Genomic DNA, 16556 nt, shown 5'->3' on the forward strand with positions numbered 1-16556 from the left:
ACCGGGACACCGGGGGTGCCGGGATGCCGGGGGACACCACCACGAGTCGACCGCTTGGAGTCGCTTTGACGATCAGCCGACACGACGTCACCCATCACTTCGCTCTGCGGGCCGCCACCTATGACCGGTCGAGTTCCTGGTGCACCGACAGCGCACTCGGTGAGCTCCTCCTGGACATGACCGCGCCCCGGCAGGGGGACCGAGTGCTCGATGTGGCCTGCGGCACCGGACTGGTCTCACGACTCTTCACCGGACGGGTCGCGGAAGTGGTCGGGGTCGATGTCACCGAGGAGATGGCCGAGCAGGCCGGGCCCCACCTCAGCCGGCTGGTGGTGGCGTCGGCCGAGGACCTGCCCTTCGAGGACGACGAGTTCGACCTGGTCGTGTGCCGCCAGGGTGTGCAGTTCATGGATCTTCCCGCGGCGGTGGAGGAGATGGTCCGGGTCGTGCGGCCCGGCGGCCGTGTCGTGATCATCAACCTGTGCGCGTACGACGAGCGGGACCGCGCCGAGTACTTCGAGATCCTGCGGCTGCGCAACCCCGTGCGGCGGCACTTCTTCCTCCCCGCTGACCTGACGGACCTGCTCCGCGAGGCGGGTTGCGAACCGGAGGAGGCCCGGTCGTACGTGTCCGTGGAGGACGTCGACGTCTGGTCGGACAACGGCGCCATCGAGGAGGAGCGCCGGGAGGCGATCCGCGCTGTCTACCGCGACGCCTCCCCCGATTTCCGAGAGCTGCACGCCGTCCGCGAGGACGACGGCCGGTTCGTCGACCACATGCTGTTCGTCCTGGCGGCCGGGATCAAACCGTCCCTCCCCCGTTCCGGCCCCGCGGACTCCTAGCACCGGGCTTCCGCCTGCCCCGCGCCGTGCACGGCGCGGGGCAGGCGGAAGGAGCCGGAGCGCCGCCGCCTCGAGACGGCGCCGGGGGAAACACACGAATCGCGCCCGGCCTGCGGGCCGCCTGACAAGGTACGGAGATCCATGGCACATATGAGTGACGCCCTTGCCGCCGACCTCCGCTCAGCCCTCATGGCGGAGGCGACAGCCATGCTGCGGTACACCTATTTCGCCCAGATCGCCGAGGTCGAGGGCCACACCGAGGTCGCCCGGCTCTTCACGGAGCTGGCCCAGAGCATCGGCTGCGCCGTCCACGGCCACCTGGATGTGCTGCGTGAAGCCGTCACCCCCGACGGGCAGAGCGACATCGGGGAGACGCAGCTGAACGTGGCCTCGTCGGTGGCCGGTGCGCTCCGGGACGCGGGTGAGTTCTACCCCCGGCTGACGGCCACCGCCCACGCGGAGGGCCACGCGGACATGGCGAGCTGGTTCACCACCCTGACCGCGCTGAAGAAGCGGCACACCGCCCGGTTCGACGAGGCGCTCGTGAGCCTGACGGGTACCTCGGACACCGCCTCCCCCCGACGCCCCCCGGAGTGACCGATGACTGACGACCTCCTCGCGGCCACTCCGCCGGACGCGGGATCGCGGTACGACGCCTCCGCGATCGTGGTGTTCTCCGGACTGCAGGCCGTACGCCGCAACCCCTCCATGTACATCGGCTCCACCGACGCGGACGGCCTGCACCACCTGGTGTACGAACTGCTCGACAACGCCGTGGACGAGTACGAGGCCGGCCACTGCCGTGAGCTGTCGGTGACACTGGGCGCGGACGGCTCGTGCGCGGTCGGGGACGACGGCCGGGGCATTCCGGTCGGCCCTCACCCGGACACCGGCCGGCCCGCCTGCGAGGTGGTGCTCACCACGCTGCACGCCGGCGGCAAGTTCGGCGGCGGCACCTACGTCCGCTCCGCCGGCCTGCACGGTGTCGGCCTGTCCTGCGTCAACGCGCTCGCCCAGTGGCTCCGGGTGGACATCCGGCGCGACGGCGTCCACCACACACAGGAGTACGTCCGGGGCGAACCGCGCACGGAGCTGACCGATGCCGGCGTCACACGGAGCCGGGGCACCACCGTCACCTTCCGCCCGGACCCGGAGATCTTCGACACCTGCCGGTTCTCCGCGCGGATCATCGGCGAGCGCCTCCAGGAGATCGCGTTCCTGCACAGCGGGCTCACCGCCCGGCTGGTGGACGAGCGCAGTGGCACGGTGGCCGAGTACAGCTTCGACGGCGGGGTCCGGGCCTTCCTCGGCCACCTCAACTCCGACACCGCGACCGTCCATCCCGAACCGGTGGTGGTGTCCTACGCCGGTGACACGGTCTCGTTCGACCTCGCCTTCCAGTGGACCGAGGGCTACACCGAGGACCTGCGCGGTTTCGTCAACGGGGTCCGCACCGACCAGGGCGGCGCCCACGTGGACGGCATCCGGGCCGCCCTCGCCACGGTGATCAACCGGTACGCGACGGCCCACCGCCTGTTGGACTCCCGCACCGGTGAGCGGATCACCACCGTCGACATCCTCGAAGGGCTCACCGCGGTGGTGTCGTTGCGGATGGTGGGCCCCAAGTTCGACGGGCAGACCAAGAAGCGGCTGCAGAACCCCGAGATCAGAAGACTCGTACAGGATGTCGTGGACGCGGGATTCACCCGGGCCGTGGAGACCGACGAGACCCTCGGCCACCGTGTGGTGGGGCGCGCACTGGACGCCACCCGGGCCCGGCTCGCCGCCCGGCTCGCCAGCCGGACCGCCCGCCACCAGCGACGTGAGCTGGACATCGACTACGGGGTCTACCAACGGCAGTTCGGCATCCGGTCGAAGAACTGGCACGACTCGTGCGCCTGGCTGACCGACGAGGAACTGCTCGCCAAGCACGCCGAGCTGTGCGACGTGCCCCCGGACGCCCGCCTGCTCGACGTCTGTTGCGGCAGCGGCGTTGTCGGCGCTTCGTTCCGGGACCGGGTCGGGGAGACGATCGGTCTGGACCTCACACCGGAGATGGTCGCGCTGGCCTCGACCCGGCTGGACCGTGTCGATCAGGGCACCGTCTACGACCTGCCCTACCCCGACGACTCCTTCGACCTCGTGGTCACCCGCGAGGTGCTGCATCTGCTGCCCCAGCCCGAGCGCCCGGTGTCGGAGATCTTCCGTGTGCTGCGGCCCGGCGGGCAGTTCATCGTCGGCCAGATCGTCCCCTTCGCCGACGAGGACGCCTTCTGGATGTACCGCGTCTTCAAGAAGAAACAGCCGCTGCTGTACCAGATGTTCCGCGAGGAGGACTTCCGCTCCCTGCTGGTCGACGCCGGCTTCACCGGCGTACGGATGACGGAGTACCTGCTGTGGGAGTCCATCGACCAGTGGATCGACACCCATGAGACGACCCCCGCGCACCGCAGGGAGATCCAGCGGTTGTTCTACGAGGCACCGCGTGAGGTCAGGGAAGTGCATCCGTTCGAAATCCTGCCCGACGGTTCCATCCGTGACCAATGGCGGTGGTGCGTCTACTCTCTGAGGAAGCCGTGGTGAGAACTGTATGACCCTGCCCGTGCACACCGGCGATGTACCCGGCGTGCTCCACACACTGCACGACCGGCTCGCACGGTTGCGTACCCTGCGCCACAGCGATGTGCGGCGGTTCTCCGCACAGGTGCGCTCCGTCCTGGTGGTCGCCTCCAGTTCACGGGGCGGCTCCAGCATGGTCACCGAGATCCTGCGCGCCTCACGGGCTCTCGTGCACCTCCAGGCGGAGATCAACCCGTTCCTCCGGCTGGCCGGACTGGGCTTCGCCGACAGCGGGACCGGTTCGGACCGGCTCGACGCCTCCCATGCGACGGCGCTCACGTCGGCCGCACGGGAACTGCTCGACGAGGAGCTGGCCAGGGACGCGGGCACGGCGGCCGACCTCCCCGACCCGGAGCAGTTCTCGCTCGACGTGGCGTGGCGACTCGCGGTGCAGTGGCCGGAGCTGCCGCTCAGCCCGCTCGCCGTGGCCGACCGGGTGCGTCACCTGCTGCTGCGCGACACACCGTCGTGGGACCCCGCGGTGGTCACCATGACCGTGCTGCGCGAGCTGCACCGGCAGGGCGTACCGGTCAGCCCGTGGTACTACGACCTGCCGCGGGAGCTGTTGCGCCGCGAGGGGTTCGGCAGCCCCTCACCCTGCGCACCCGGCCGGCTCCTCGTCGAGGAGCCGCCCTTCGTGCTGGCCCGGCCCTGGCGCAGGGCGTCCCCGGCCGATCTGCGCGACAAGACACTGGTGATCAAAACCCCCAGCAACGCCTACCGGCTGGATTTCCTGCGCGCGTTCTTCCCCAACGCCCGGCTGCGCGTCCTGCATCTGACCCGCAACCCGGCCGCCGCGGTGAACGGTCTGTACGACGGCTGGCTGCACAACGGCTTCCACGCCCACCGGATGACAGCACCCCTGGCGATCGCCGACTACGTCGAACAGTGTCCGGACAACCGGTGGTGGTGGAAGTTCGACCTGCCGCCCGGCTGGCAGCACTACACCGGCGCACCATTGCCGCGCGTGTGCGCCTTCCAGTGGCGCAGCAGCCATCAGGCAGTGCTCGACGACCTCGACCGCACCCGCACCGACAGTCTCACCCTGCACTTCGAGGACCTCATCAGCGGACCGGACCGCCGCGTCACGTCCTTCGAGCGTCTGTGCGACTGGCTCGGCATCCCGCTGGACGGAGAGTTCCGGCACGCCGTCCACCACGGCATCGCTCCCGTGGTCGCCACCGCGCGACCCCGGGCCGGCCGCTGGCAGGACCGGGCGGATCTGATCGGGCGCAGTCTGGACACGGCCACCCTTCAGGTGGCCGACCGGCTCGGATACGCCGACACCGGCGACTGGATCTGACACCGGCCGCTCAGCACACGCCGTCACCCGAAGGCGCGCCCCGCCGGCGGGCCCGGCACGCCCACCAGCGGCCCGGGAGGTGACGGCGGCGCCACCGAACGCCTAGCCCACGGGCTCCGCGGGGGAGGGGGCGCTCTCGCGGGCGTCCTCGCGGAGCTCGAACCAGATGGTCTTGCCCCGGCCCACCGGCACCACCCCCCAGGACTCCGCCAGCATCTCCAGCAGCAGCAGGCCGCGGCCGCGGGCGGCCAGCTCGCCGGGGTCGCGGCGGTGGGGCAGTTCCTCGCTGCTGTCGGTGACCTCCACGCGCAGCACGCGCGAGCCGGGCGGCCCGGTCATCTCGACGGTCACCGCGGCGTCCCCCTCGGTGTGCAGCAGGGCGTTGGTCAGCAGCTCCGACAGCAGCAGGACGGCGCCCTCCGCCTGCTCGTCGGCCGCCCAGTCGTACAGCAGCTCGCGCAGCTGGTGGCGGGCGTCCGCGACCCGGACCGGCTCGCTCTGGGCGACGGTCAGCACGTTCCGGCGGACGGTGCCCCGGCGCGGCCGCGCGCCCTCGCCCCGGTGCAGCAGCAGCAGCGCGATGTCGTCCTCCCGGCCGCCGCTCCGCCAGGTGCCCGGCCCGGCGGCCAGGCCGGTGCCGGTCATGTGGCGCGGCGGCGAGCCGTGCATCGTACGGATCAGCTCGTCGGCCAGTTTCTCCATCGAGTCGGGCCGCAGGCTCCCCAGGGCCTCGCGCAGCCGCTCCCAGCCGGTCCCGTAGTCGTGTCCGCCCGTCTCCACCAGCCCGTCGGTGAACAGCAGCAGCGTGTCGCCCCGGCCCAGCACCAGCCGGGTGGTCGGGTAGTCCGCCGCCGGGTCCACTCCCAGCGGCGGTCCGGCGGGCACCGAGGGGGACAGCACCGTGCCGTCGGCCATGCGCACCAGTGGGTCCGGGTGGCCCGCGCGGGCGAGGTCGAGGGTGCCCGTGGCCGGGTCGGTCTCCACGTACAGGCAGGTCGCGAAACGGTGGTCGTCGAGGCGGTCCGCCGCGTCCCGGGCGGTGGACGACAGCAGGTCCTCGGCCTCCAGCTCGGCCAGGAAGCGGCCGGCCCGGGAGAGCACCGCGTCGGGCCGGTGCCCCTCCAGGGCGTAGGCGCGCAGCGCGATCCGCAGCTGGGTCATGACGCCCGCGGCCCGCACGTCGTGTCCCTGCACGTCACCGATGACCAGCGCGGTGTGCCCCGAGGGCAGCGGGATCACGTCGTACCAGTCGCCGCCCACCTGGAGGCCGCCACCGGTCGGCAGGTACCGGCTGGCCAGCGACATGCCGGGGACGTCCGTCGCGCGGGCGGGCCGCATGGCGCGCCGGAGGCTGTCGGCCAGCTCCCGCTGGGACTCCTGGATGTGCACCCGGGACAGCGCCTGGGCGAGCAGCCGGGCCACCGTCGTCAGGACGTACCGCTCGTCCGGGGTGAAGGGGGCCGGCTCGCGGTAGGTGATCATCCAGGAGCCGATGGTCCGCCCGCCCACCGCCAGCGGCAGGTACGCCCAGGAGCGGCGGTCGTACGGCTGGACCGCGGGCCAGGCGGCGGGGAAGCGGCGGCGGTACTCGTCGGGGGAGCCGAGGTAGAGGGCCCGGCCGGTGCGGGCCACCACGGCGCCCGGGTAGTCGCTGTCCAGCGGCACGTCGCCGAAGAACCGGTGGGAGGCGGAGGGCATCCCGTAGTAGCCGAGCGGGACCAGCCGGTCGCCGCGGACCCCGAAGAGGACGAAGTCGGCGGCCGGCAGGCCGGCCATCAGCTCCGCCGCGGTCCGTATCACGTCCGCCGTGGTCTCGGCCTCGGCCAGCACCTGCCCCGCGCCCATCAGGAACTCCTCGCGGGAGCGCCGCCGGTCGCCGGCGGCCGGTGCCTGCCCGGCGGGGGTGTCCACGGGATCGCCGAGCTCCACCCTGGGCCCGGCGGGGAGGGCGGCGGAGTGGTCCTCCTCGGCCCCGGACGGCGCGGCCGTGGACGTCTCGGCCATCAGGCCGTACAGCACCAGGTCCGAGGTGTCCTGCTGCTCCAGCGCCTGGTCGGCGAGGGCCGCCCGGAGACGCAGGGTCCGTACGACGGTGCCGTCCTCCGCCACGGTCCGCAGCAGCGCCTCGGCGACGGTCCCCTCGGTGACGGCCAGTGCCGCGATGTTGTACAGCTCGGTGTAGTCGAACGAGTGAATGCGGGGACGCAGGGCCTCCAGGGGGACGGTGGTCTCCTCGGGAGCCAGCCCGAACAGACGGGCCGCGGTGGCGTCCAGCGTGCACAGACCGGTGCTGTTGTCCCAGACGAAGCAGCCGGTGCCGATGGCCGAGAGGATATCCGCTATGCGCACTTTTCCACTTTATGTGGTTCTTGGTGACGGCACCCGGCGGAAGGGGGCCGGACGGTACGCTGAGGCGTGCGTGCCCGCGTACCGCGGCCGGTGCGCCGCTCCCCCGAAAGGGGCGGGTCCCCCCGGTGGACGGCGCCTTCCCGACAGGGACGGACGGAGCGGCCGGGCATCGCACCGTGCGACGCCGTGCGACGCCGTGCGGCACAGCAGGACACCGCGCGGCACCGTGCGGCACAGTGACCCGACAACCTGACGACTTGGACGAATGATGCATCGGTACCGGTCCCACACCTGCGGCGAGCTCCGTGCCGCGGACATCGACACGGATGTCCGCCTCTCCGGCTGGCTGCACAACCGCCGGAACCTGGGCGGCATCCTCTTCATCGATCTGCGGGACCACCACGGCATCGTCCAGCTCGTCGTCCGCCCGGACACCGCGCCCTACGAGGCGCTGAGCTCGATCTCCAAGGAGTCCGTCGTCCGCGTCGACGGCCGGGTCATCGCCCGCGGCGCGGAGAACGTCAACCCCGAGCTGCCCACCGGCGGGATCGAGGTCGAGGTCGGCGCCGTCGAGGTGCTCGGCGCCGCCGACCCGCTGCCCTTCACGGTCAACACCGAGGACGGCGTCAACGAGGAGCGGCGCCTGGAGTACCGCTTCCTCGACCTGCGCAAGGAGCGCATGCACCGCAACATCATGCTGCGCTCGGCGGTCATCGCCGCCATCCGGCAGAAGATGACGGCGCAGGGCTTCAACGAGCTGGCCACCCCGATCCTGTCGGCCACCTCCCCCGAGGGCGCCCGCGACTTCCTGGTGCCCTCCCGGCTCCACGCGGGGAAGTTCTACGCGCTGCCGCAGGCCCCGCAGCAGTTCAAGCAGCTGCTGATGATCGCGGGCTTCGACCGCTACTTCCAGATCGCACCCTGCTTCCGCGACGAGGACGCCCGCGCCGACCGCTCGCCGGGCGAGTTCTACCAGCTCGACGTCGAGATGAGCTTCGTCGAGCAGGAGGACGTCTTCGGCGTCATCGAGAAGGTGATGACCGAGCTGTTCGAGGAGTTCGGCGGCGGCCGCCACGTCACCTCGCCCTTCCCGCGCATCCCGTTCCGCGAGGCGATGCTCAAGTACGGCTCCGACAAGCCGGACCTGCGGGTGCCGCTGGAACTGGTGGACGTCACGGAGGTCTTCGCCGGCTCCGGCTTCAAGGCCTTCGCCGGCAGGCACGTCCGCGCCCTGGCCGTGCCGGACACCGCCGACCAGCCGCGCAGGTTCTTCGACCAGCTCGGCGAGTTCGCCGTCGAGCAGGGCGCCAAGGGCCTGGCCTGGGTGCGCGTCGGCGACGACAACAAGCTGACCGGCCCGATCGCCAAGTTCCTCACCGAGGAGGACACCGCCGCGCTGCTGTCCCGGCTCGGCGCCAAGCCGGGCACGGCGGTCTTCTTCGGCGCGGGCGAGTTCGACGAGGTCTCGAAGATCATGGGCGCGGTCCGCGTCGAGGCCGGACGGCGCACCGGGCACTTCGCCGAGGACGTCTTCCGCTTCTGCTGGATCGTCGACTTCCCGATGTTCGAGAAGGACGAGGACACCGGGGCGGTCGAGTTCTCCCACAACCCGTTCTCCATGCCACAGGGCGGTCTGGAGGCGCTGGAGACCAAGGACCCGCTGGACATCCTCGCCTGGCAGTACGACATCGTCTGCAACGGCGTCGAGCTGTCCTCCGGCGCGATCCGGAACCACGAGCCGGAGGTCATGTTCAAGGCGTTCGAGATCGCCGGCTACAGCCGCGAGGAGGTCGAGCGCGAGTTCGGCGGCATGCTGCGCGCCTTCCACTTCGGCGCCCCGCCGCACGGCGGCATCGCCCCGGGCGTGGACCGCATCGTGATGCTCCTGGCGGACGAGCCCAACATCCGCGAGACCATCGCCTTCCCGCTCAACGGCAACGCCCAGGACCTGCTGATGGGCGCCCCGAGCGAGGTCGACGAGGCCCGGCTGAAGGAGCTGCACCTGTCGCTGCGGAAGCCGCCGCAGGCGAAGGAGAAGTAACCCGCCCGCACCACCCGCACGCGCCCGGGGCCCGGCACCGTACGGAGACGGTGCCGGGCCCCGGGCGCGCGCTCCGGCTCTCGCACCGGGCGGCTCCTCCCGCCGGAGTCCGCAGCCTCCGCGGCGGCGTACGGCCGGTGTCCGGGGAGCGAACCGTGCGGCAGGGCGGCGCCGGCGCGGGCGTGTCCGTGGTGCACGGCGGTCAGAGGAAGCGGCGGATCGGCACCACCGCCAGCTCCCGCGCCCGCTGCGACACCGGGCGCTTGCTCCACCGGTGGCCCTCGATGCCGACGCTGCGCTTGACGTCCTCGTCGAAGTGCCCGTCCAGCATCGCGGTGAAGTCCTCGTCCAGCACGACGAGCATGACCTCCTCGTCGTGCTCCAGGGACCGCCGGTTGAGGTTGGTGGAGCCCACCAGTGAGGCGGTCCCGTCCACCGTGACGATCTTGGCGTGCATCATCGTCGGCTGGTACTCCCAGATCCGCACCCCGCACGCGGTCAGGGCCTCGTAGTGGTTCTGCCCGGCCAGTCGGCAGACCCGCTGGTCCGTGTACTTCCCCGGCACGAGGATCTCCACCTCCACCCCGCGCCGCGCGGTGGCGCACAGCAGGTCCACGAAGTACGAGTCGGGCGCGAAGTACGCGGTGGACAGCCGCACCCGTCTCTGTGCCGTCTCCAGCACCACCCGCAGCAGGGTCTGCATGTCCTGCCAGCCGAAGCTGGCCGACCCCCGCACCACCTGCACCACCGCGCCGCCGGCCGGCTCGTGCTCGACGAAGCGGTCCCGCTCGTCGAACAGGATGTCGGCGCACTCGGCCCAGTTCTGCGCGAACGCGGCGGCGATGCCGTCCACGGCCGGGCCGCGCACCTGCACATGGGTGTCGCGCCACTCGCCGGGGTTCCGGGCGTCGCCGCACCACTCCTCGGCTATCCCCACCCCGCCGGTGAAGGCGGTCCGCTCGTCCACCACCAGCACCTTGCGGTGGCAGCGGTGGTTCTGCTTCAGGGGGGAGAGCCACAGCGGCTTGCGGAACCAGGCGATCCGCACCCCGGCCCGGTCCATCATCTCCAGCAGGTCGCCCTCTATGAGCCGGCTGCCGAAGCCGTCCAGCAGCAGCCGCACCCGTACGCCCGCCCGGGCCCGCTCGGCCATGGCCTCGGCGAACTCCCGGGCTATGGCACCGCGCCAGTAGACGAACGTCATCATGTCGATGGTGTGCTCGGCGGACCGGATGCTCTCCAGCATCGCCGGGAAGATCTCGTCTCCGTTGCGCAGCGGGACCAGGCAGTTGCCCTCGGTCGCGGCGATCCCTATCAGCCGTTCCAGCCGCCGCCGGAGCCGCCGTCTGTTGTCCTCCGCGCTTCTTTCCTCCGTGCTTCTTTCCTCCGCGCTGTCCGTGCTGTCCGCGGTGTCCGCGGTGCGGCCCTCGCGCTGGTCCTGGCCGACGTTCATGGCACCTTCCCGAGGGGGATCGAACACGTCAAAAACCTGTCGGAGTCCGTATGCCCCGTATTCCTCTCGTTCCGCACTCCCGGCGCACTTCGCCCGGCAGGGATGGACCGCGCGACCGGGGGCAGACGACGGAACACCCGGAGCGGTGACGAATCCGACGCCGGGGGGAACAGAGCGTCACAAGCCGACCTGAGGAGTCACCGTGGTGGTTGCCGGTGTGATAGCCGTCTGTGTGGTACTTGCCGTACTGGCCTTCGTGGTGCCGCGCCTGTCCCGGCACCCCGAGCGCGGTACCCAGCGCTCCCTGGGACTGGGGGCCCGCGCGGGCCACAAGGCGCCCGGGCCGCTGGGCCGACTGCTGAGCAAGCCGTTCCACAGCAGTTCCCGCGCGGTCTCCCGCAGCGGCTCGGCGGGGCGCCGCACCCGCCGCCGTCTGCCGTTCTGAGCCCGCCCGTCCCCCGGCCCGTTCCGGCACTTCGGACCCTGACAGGACCCCCGGACAGGAATCCCGACAGGACCCCACCCCGACAAGACCCCGGCCGAGACCCGAAGGGAGACAGCAGTGAGCCGGTATGCCGACGCCGCCCGGGGCGGCGAAGCGGTGACCCTCGCCCAGAGCGGGAGCGTCACCGGCGGCCTGACCATAGGCCTGGTGTTCCTCGCCATCCTGGTGGCCTGCCTGACCGCCGCCTACGTCATCAAGCGGAAGGTGTGACCGCGGAGCCGGACGACGTCCGGAACCGGGAGCACGGTGGCGCACCTCGGCGCACCCGGGCACACCGTGCTCCCGGCCGGTAGCGTGACCGCATGGAACGTACACAGCGTGCCGCCGGAGCGGTCGTCGGTTCGGTGGTGGGGGACGCGCTGGGCGCGCCGTTCGAGTTCGGGCCCGCCGGGGCGTTCTCCGCCCGCTTCCCGCACCCGGGCGGTGCCCCCGGAGACGGCGACGAGATGTGCGGGGGCGGCGGCTGGGACCCGGGCGAGGCCACGGACGACACGCAGATGGCCGTCCTCACCGCCGAGTCACTGCTCGAGCGCGGCGGACTGGACCCGGCGGACCTCTTCGACCGCTTCCGGCGGTGGGCCGTGTCCGACCCCAAGGACATCGGGATCCAGACCGAGACCGTCCTCACCGGCGGCCTGCCCTGGGACCGCGCCGCCGCGGCCCACGCCGAGACCACCCTGTACGCCGCCGGCAACGGCGCGCTGATGCGGGCGGCGACCTCCGCCGTGTACTTCGCGCCCGCCGGCCGCGAGGCCACCATGGACGCCGCCCGCCGGCTGTCCGCCCTCACCCACGGGGACCCGGCCGCCTGGGAGGGGACCGCAGTCCTCCACGAACTGGTCCGCCTGGCGCTGGACGGCACCGACCCCCTCGGCCACCTCCCCGACGTCCTCGCCGCGCTCCGCCCCGAGCACCGCGAGCGGTACGCCGCCGTCCTCGCCCCCGCCTGGCACCCCGGCGAGGCCACCGAGCCCAACGGCGCGGTCTGGCCCTGTCTGGGCTCCGCCGTCTGGGCCCTGCGCACCACCTCCTCCTACGAGGACGCGGTACGCGCCGCGGTCGACCTCGGCGGCGACACCGACACCGTCGCCGCGGTCACCGGCACCCTCGCGGGCGCCGTCCACGGTCTGTCCGCGATCCCCGCGCGCTGGACCGGTCCGCTGCACGTCCCGCTGCCCGGCTTCGGCGGACGGGTGCTGCGCCTGCCGGACCTGCTCGCCCTCGCCGAACGCCTCGCGGCGGGCGGCCGGGGTCTCTGAGGGCCGGGGCGCGGGGCCGCGAATCTGTCCGGTCCGGCCGTCGCACCGGGCCGGTGCGCGTTGCTAGCCTCCGCCGTGTCATCCGCAGACCACGTCCGAGGAGGCGTGCGCCATGAGAGACACAGCACGAGGGAAAGCGCGAGAGGCAGCACGAGAGACAGCGCGGGGGAGAACCCGTGAGACGTCCCGCCGCGGATCCCCGTTACGACCGCTCGCCGCCACGGCCCTGGCCACCGTCCTGGCCGCCCTGCCGGCGACCGCGGCCGCGGCCGAACCCGCCGGTGGGCCCGGCCCCGAACCGGGGGCGTCGCTGACGCTGACCTCCGTCCCCGACGACCCCGAGTCGACCTGGACCCGGCCCGTCACCGTCACCCTGGAGTGCGACCCGGTGGGCGGCACCCACCCCTGGGCCGAGGACGCCTGCGCGGCACTCACCAAGGCCAAGGGGCACTTCGAGGACATCGAGCGGACCAGCAACATGTGCCTGCCCTACTGGGACCCGGTCACCATCACCGCCACCGGCCACTGGCACGGCCGTGAGATCTCCTTCCGGGACCGGCACAGCAACAACGACTGCGCCGCGATGCTCACCGGCGGCGTCTTCGGTTTCCGCGGCCCCGCTCCCACCGGCTGATCCGCTCCGGTTCCCGGGCGGTCCGCTCCCCGGCGGACCGCCGTCCGGCCTGGCCCGGCTCCCGTCAGGACCGGTCGGCTCCGTCGGCGAAGGCCCGCTCGAAGGCGGCCCGCACCGGCGCGCCGGGACGGTGGTCGAGGACGGCGAGGACCACGTGCGCGAAGCGGCCGGCGAACCGCCCGCCGCCGGTCAGACGGGTACGGAAGGCGTCCGCGACGGCCGCCGGGTCGTTCCGGAACACCCCGCAGCCCCAGGCCCCCAGCACCAGCGTGCGGTAGCCGTGCGCCGCGGCCACCTCCAGTACCCGTTCGGCCCGTACGCGCAGCGCGCCCGGGATGCGGTCCGCCTCCTCGGGGGTGCGGCGCACGACGACACCGGCGTTGGGCGCGGGCGAGGTGAGGAACCCGGCCTCGAACGGCTCGTCCAGCAGCGCCCCGCGCTCGTCGCGGAACACCGGGACGCCCGGCGAGTGGATGACGCGGTCGCTGTAGAAGGCGCTGCGTTCCGCCCGGTGGTGCGCGTAGTACTCGGGGGCGCGCAGCAGACAGGTGTACAGCGCGGACGCCCGGCACAGCGCCTCCTCCTGCGCCTGAGCGCCGTTGAGGTAGCCGCCGCCCGGGTTGCGTGCGGAGGCGAAGTTGAGGACCGCGACCGGGCGCGGGCCCTCGTCCGGGCCGCCGGCGACGAGCCGGCGGGCGGCCTCCAGACTGCTCTCCCCGGTCACCTCGAACACGGTGGTGGACGCGTCCCCGGGCCCCGGAGCGTTCGGCACCGGCACCGGATCCGGCCCGAACAGCGCGGTCCCGTCCGCCGCCGCGGCGACGGCCGCCGCGATGGACACCTCCCGTCCGCCGGGCGCCGTGTAGCGGCCCCGCCCGACGATCTCCTCGGTCTCCTTCGCGATGGCGCGCAGCCGTGCGCTCATGGCCCTGCCTCCCCGTGTGGTGCGTGAGGTGATCGTCGGCGACCGTCCGCACCGGACGCAACGTGGTTTCCGGGGACGCCGTTCCTGCCGCCCCTACACCCCGAAGAGCGCCCGGCAGGGCGCCAGTCCGCGAACCTCCACCGGGACCGTGCGGTGCGCCTCCCACGCCGCGCGGTCCAGCCGCAGCCGCCGGACGGTGCGGGCCTCGCCCCGTACCGCCACCGTGACCAGGCCGTCCGGCGCGTAGCCGAGCTTCCGCGACACCGCGAGCGAGGCCGGGTTGTCCGTCATCGCGGCCGAGGTCACACAGCGCGCGCCGAGCCCGGCGAAGGCCAGGTGCAGTACCGCCGCCCGCATCTCGGTGCCGATGCCCCGCCCCTGGTGGGCCAGGCCCAGCCAGGAGCCGGTCTCCGCCTCCCGGGTCACGGCGAAGTCGGTGGCGCCCAGGTCCTGCCGGCCGACGATCCTGCCGCCGTCCCCGTCCCCGTCCCCGTCCCCGTCCCCGCTGCCGTACCGGACCGCCAGGCTCAGCATCCACTCCTCCGGGCGCCAGTTCGCGACGGTCCCCAGGACGTGCTGGAACGTGGTCCGGGCCCGCGCCTCGGGACCGCCGTCGGTCCACGGCACGGTGAACGGCATGCGTGCCTCGTCGTGCACGCCGTCCGCGGCGACCGCGGCCAGCCCGGCCAGGGCCGCCAGGTCGGGCAGCCGCAGTTCGAGGCGCGGTGTGGTGACGCGCAGCCCGTACAGGGGCCAGATGTGCTCCTCCGCCATCAATCCTCCTAGCAAGGGGACCACCGGCTTTAGCCGGTGGGGGAATTGCTTCTTTGGCCCGCTCTGACCTCGACTGTGTGCACGTATCTGCACTGTTCACCTCGGCCACGGCGCGACCTCCCTGTTAGACACGCGCCGCATATATAATCGACGCGTGACCGTGACCAGGAAGGTTCGCCGGTTCTCCGGCGGCGTGTACGACCTCGGGCTCCACATCGTGTGGTGTCCGAAGTACCGCCGCCCGGTCCTCGGCGGACGGGTCGCGGCACGCCTGGATGAACTGATCCGCCAGAAGGCCGATGAACGGGGGTGGGAGATCGTGGCACTCGAAGTCATGCCCGACCACGTGCACCTGTTCGTCAAGCACGACCCGAAGTCCTCGGCGTCATACGTCGCGAACCAGTTCAAGGGCTTCACCTCGCGCGTCCTGCGCGCGGAGTTCCCGCACCTCAAGACACAGCTGCCCACGCTGTGGTCGTCGTCGTACTTCGCGGCGTCGGTCGGCGCTGTCTCGGCAGACACTGTTCGCCGGTACATCGACACCCAGTGGGAACGCCCGTGGAAGAAGCAGAAGGGGGACGGCTCGTGATCCGGGCGTACAAGTTCCTCCTGCGGCCCACGAACCGCCAGGCAGTTGCGCTCGGCGAGATGCTGGCCGACCACTGCTCCCTGTACAACGGCGCGTTGCAGGAGCGCAGGGACGCCTACCGGCACGTGTCGAAGACGTCCGTGCGCCACGGCGACCAGTCCGCCCAGCTCAAGGAGATCCGGGCGTTCGACCCGGAGCGTCAGGGCCGCTGGTCGTTCTCCTCCCAGCAGGCCACCCTGCGGCGCCTGGACAAGGCGTTCCAGGCGTTCTTCAAGCGCGTCAAGGCCGGCCAGAGTCCGGGCTACCCGCGGTTCAAGGGCGTCGGTCACTTCGACACCGTCACCTTCCCCAAGGACGGCGACGGCTGTCGCTGGAACTCCACCCCGCACGACCGGCAGACCCGCGTCCGTCTCCAAGGTGTCGGGCACGTCCGCGTGCACCAGCACCGGCCCGTACAGGGCCGCGTCAAGACGATCACCGTCAAGCGCGAAGGGAACCGCTGGTACGTCGTCCTCGCCTGCGACAACGTGCCTGCCGAGGAGCTGCCGCCCACCGGGGCGATCATCGGCGTCGACATGGGCGTTACGCACTTCCTCACCACGTCCGAGGGTGAGCACACGCCGAACCCGCGCTTCCTTGGCACCGTGGCTGAGGAGCTGGCCGCCGCACAGCAGCACCTGGCGACGTTCCCCAAGCGCACCCGGCAGCGCACCAAGGCCCACCGGGCCGCCGCCCGTAAGGTCGCCAAGCTGCACGCCAAGGTGCGGCGGCAGCGCCTGGACTTCCACCACAAGACCGCCCGCGCGCTCGTCGCCGACAACGACGTGATCGCACACGAGCGGCTGAACACCGCCGGGATGACCAAGAGCCCGGCACCCAAGCCCGGCCCCAGCACCGACGGCGCGTTCCTCCCGAACGGTGCCGCCGCCAAGGCCGGGCTGAATCGAAGCATCCTCGACGCGGGTTGGGGACAGTTCTTCGCGATCCTGGCGAACAAGGCTGAGAGTGCCGGTCGCCTCGTGATCCCGGTGGACCCCCGCAACACCTCCCGCACGTGCCCGCCCAGCCTTGGCGGCTGCGGACACGTGAACGGCAAGAGCCGCCTCACCCAAGCGAAGTTCCAGTGCACGGCGTGTGGGTTCACCGCGAACGCGGACCACGTCGGCGCCTCGAACATCTCCGACAGGGCCGGGCTGGCCCTCTGCGCGGCGGCTTAGCCACCGACGCAGGAAGCCCGCGCGTTTACGCGTGGGTGGAGTCACG

General features: G+C 72.2%; 15 protein-coding genes. 11 read left to right on the plus strand and 4 right to left on the minus strand.

All coding sequences use genetic code 11. The features are described from left to right. Positions 1-65: 65 nt before the first annotated feature. From CUT44_RS02850 to CUT44_RS02865, 4 genes are all read left to right on the plus strand, one after another. Complete coding sequence (locus tag CUT44_RS02850) at positions 66-842, plus strand: class I SAM-dependent methyltransferase (RefSeq protein WP_233221183.1); 777 nt, start codon at positions 66-68, stop codon at positions 840-842. 141 nt (positions 843-983) lie between these two features. Beyond that, entirely contained in the window at positions 984-1439 is a 456-nt protein-coding gene (locus tag CUT44_RS02855; protein ID WP_233221184.1) for a rubrerythrin family protein, read from the plus strand. A 3-nt stretch (positions 1440-1442) separates the two neighbouring features. Beyond that, entirely contained in the window at positions 1443-3425 is a 1983-nt protein-coding gene (locus CUT44_RS02860; protein ID WP_100200519.1) for a methyltransferase domain-containing protein, read from the plus strand. Between the two features lie 7 nt (positions 3426-3432). After that, the gene (locus tag CUT44_RS02865) at positions 3433-4764 is read left to right on the plus strand and encodes a sulfotransferase (RefSeq protein WP_107488043.1); all 1332 of its coding nucleotides are present in this window, start codon (positions 3433-3435) and stop codon (positions 4762-4764) included. 102 nt (positions 4765-4866) lie between these two features. Here the strand turns inward: CUT44_RS02865 and CUT44_RS02870 are convergent, their stop codons facing one another. After that, a complete protein-coding gene (locus tag CUT44_RS02870; RefSeq protein WP_100200520.1) occupies positions 4867-7113 on the minus strand; it encodes a SpoIIE family protein phosphatase in 2247 nt (748 codons plus the stop codon). Positions 7114-7381: 268 nt separating this feature from the next. On the opposite strand from CUT44_RS02870, the gene aspS reads away from it, so the two are divergent. After that, positions 7382-9154 carry an aspartate--tRNA ligase gene (gene aspS, locus CUT44_RS02875; protein ID WP_100200537.1) on the plus strand — a complete coding sequence of 591 codons (1773 nt, stop codon included), beginning with the start codon at positions 7382-7384 and terminating at the stop codon, positions 9152-9154. Between the two features lie 202 nt (positions 9155-9356). On the opposite strand, the gene CUT44_RS02880 is transcribed toward aspS, so the two are convergent. After that, on the minus strand, positions 9357-10607 hold the full coding sequence (locus CUT44_RS02880; RefSeq protein WP_100200521.1) for a phospholipase D-like domain-containing protein: 1251 nt from the start codon (positions 10605-10607) through the stop codon (positions 9357-9359). A 202-nt stretch (positions 10608-10809) separates the two neighbouring features. Between CUT44_RS02880 and CUT44_RS02885 the strand changes: the two genes are divergently transcribed. From CUT44_RS02885 to CUT44_RS02895, 4 genes are all read left to right on the plus strand, one after another. Then, a complete protein-coding gene (locus CUT44_RS02885) occupies positions 10810-11052 on the plus strand; it encodes a DUF6411 family protein (protein WP_100200522.1) in 243 nt (80 codons plus the stop codon). 117 nt (positions 11053-11169) lie between these two features. Beyond that, positions 11170-11322, plus strand: coding sequence for a hypothetical protein (locus CUT44_RS32965; RefSeq protein WP_158239562.1), 153 nt, complete (start codon positions 11170-11172; stop codon positions 11320-11322). A 92-nt stretch (positions 11323-11414) separates the two neighbouring features. Continuing rightward, positions 11415-12371 (plus strand): ADP-ribosylglycohydrolase family protein, encoded by a 957-nt coding sequence (locus CUT44_RS02890; RefSeq protein WP_100200523.1) that lies wholly within the window; start codon positions 11415-11417, stop codon positions 12369-12371. 112 nt (positions 12372-12483) lie between these two features. Continuing rightward, complete coding sequence (locus tag CUT44_RS02895; protein ID WP_100200524.1) at positions 12484-13005, plus strand: SSI family serine proteinase inhibitor; 522 nt, start codon at positions 12484-12486, stop codon at positions 13003-13005. Positions 13006-13069: 64 nt separating this feature from the next. Here the strand turns inward: CUT44_RS02895 and CUT44_RS02900 are convergent, their stop codons facing one another. Next, positions 13070-13930 carry a TIGR02452 family protein gene (locus tag CUT44_RS02900; RefSeq protein ID WP_100200525.1) on the minus strand — a complete coding sequence of 287 codons (861 nt, stop codon included), beginning with the start codon at positions 13928-13930 and terminating at the stop codon, positions 13070-13072. Between the two features lie 93 nt (positions 13931-14023). Beyond that, positions 14024-14704, minus strand: a complete 681-nt coding sequence (locus CUT44_RS02905) for a GNAT family N-acetyltransferase (protein WP_100200526.1) — start codon at positions 14702-14704, stop codon at positions 14024-14026. Positions 14705-14864: 160 nt separating this feature from the next. On the opposite strand from CUT44_RS02905, the gene tnpA reads away from it, so the two are divergent. Together tnpA and CUT44_RS02915 are read left to right on the plus strand one after the other, a co-directional pair. Then, complete coding sequence (tnpA, locus tag CUT44_RS02910; RefSeq protein WP_102248709.1) at positions 14865-15293, plus strand: IS200/IS605 family transposase; 429 nt, start codon at positions 14865-14867, stop codon at positions 15291-15293. Next, the gene (locus CUT44_RS02915) at positions 15290-16510 is read left to right on the plus strand and encodes an RNA-guided endonuclease InsQ/TnpB family protein (RefSeq protein WP_100200528.1); all 1221 of its coding nucleotides are present in this window, start codon (positions 15290-15292) and stop codon (positions 16508-16510) included. Before tnpA ends, CUT44_RS02915 begins: the two co-directional genes overlap by 4 nt. Positions 16511-16556: the final 46 nt, after the last annotated feature.

The organism is Streptomyces carminius, from assembly GCF_002794255.1.
Taxonomy (GTDB): domain Bacteria; phylum Actinomycetota; class Actinomycetes; order Streptomycetales; family Streptomycetaceae; genus Streptomyces; species Streptomyces carminius.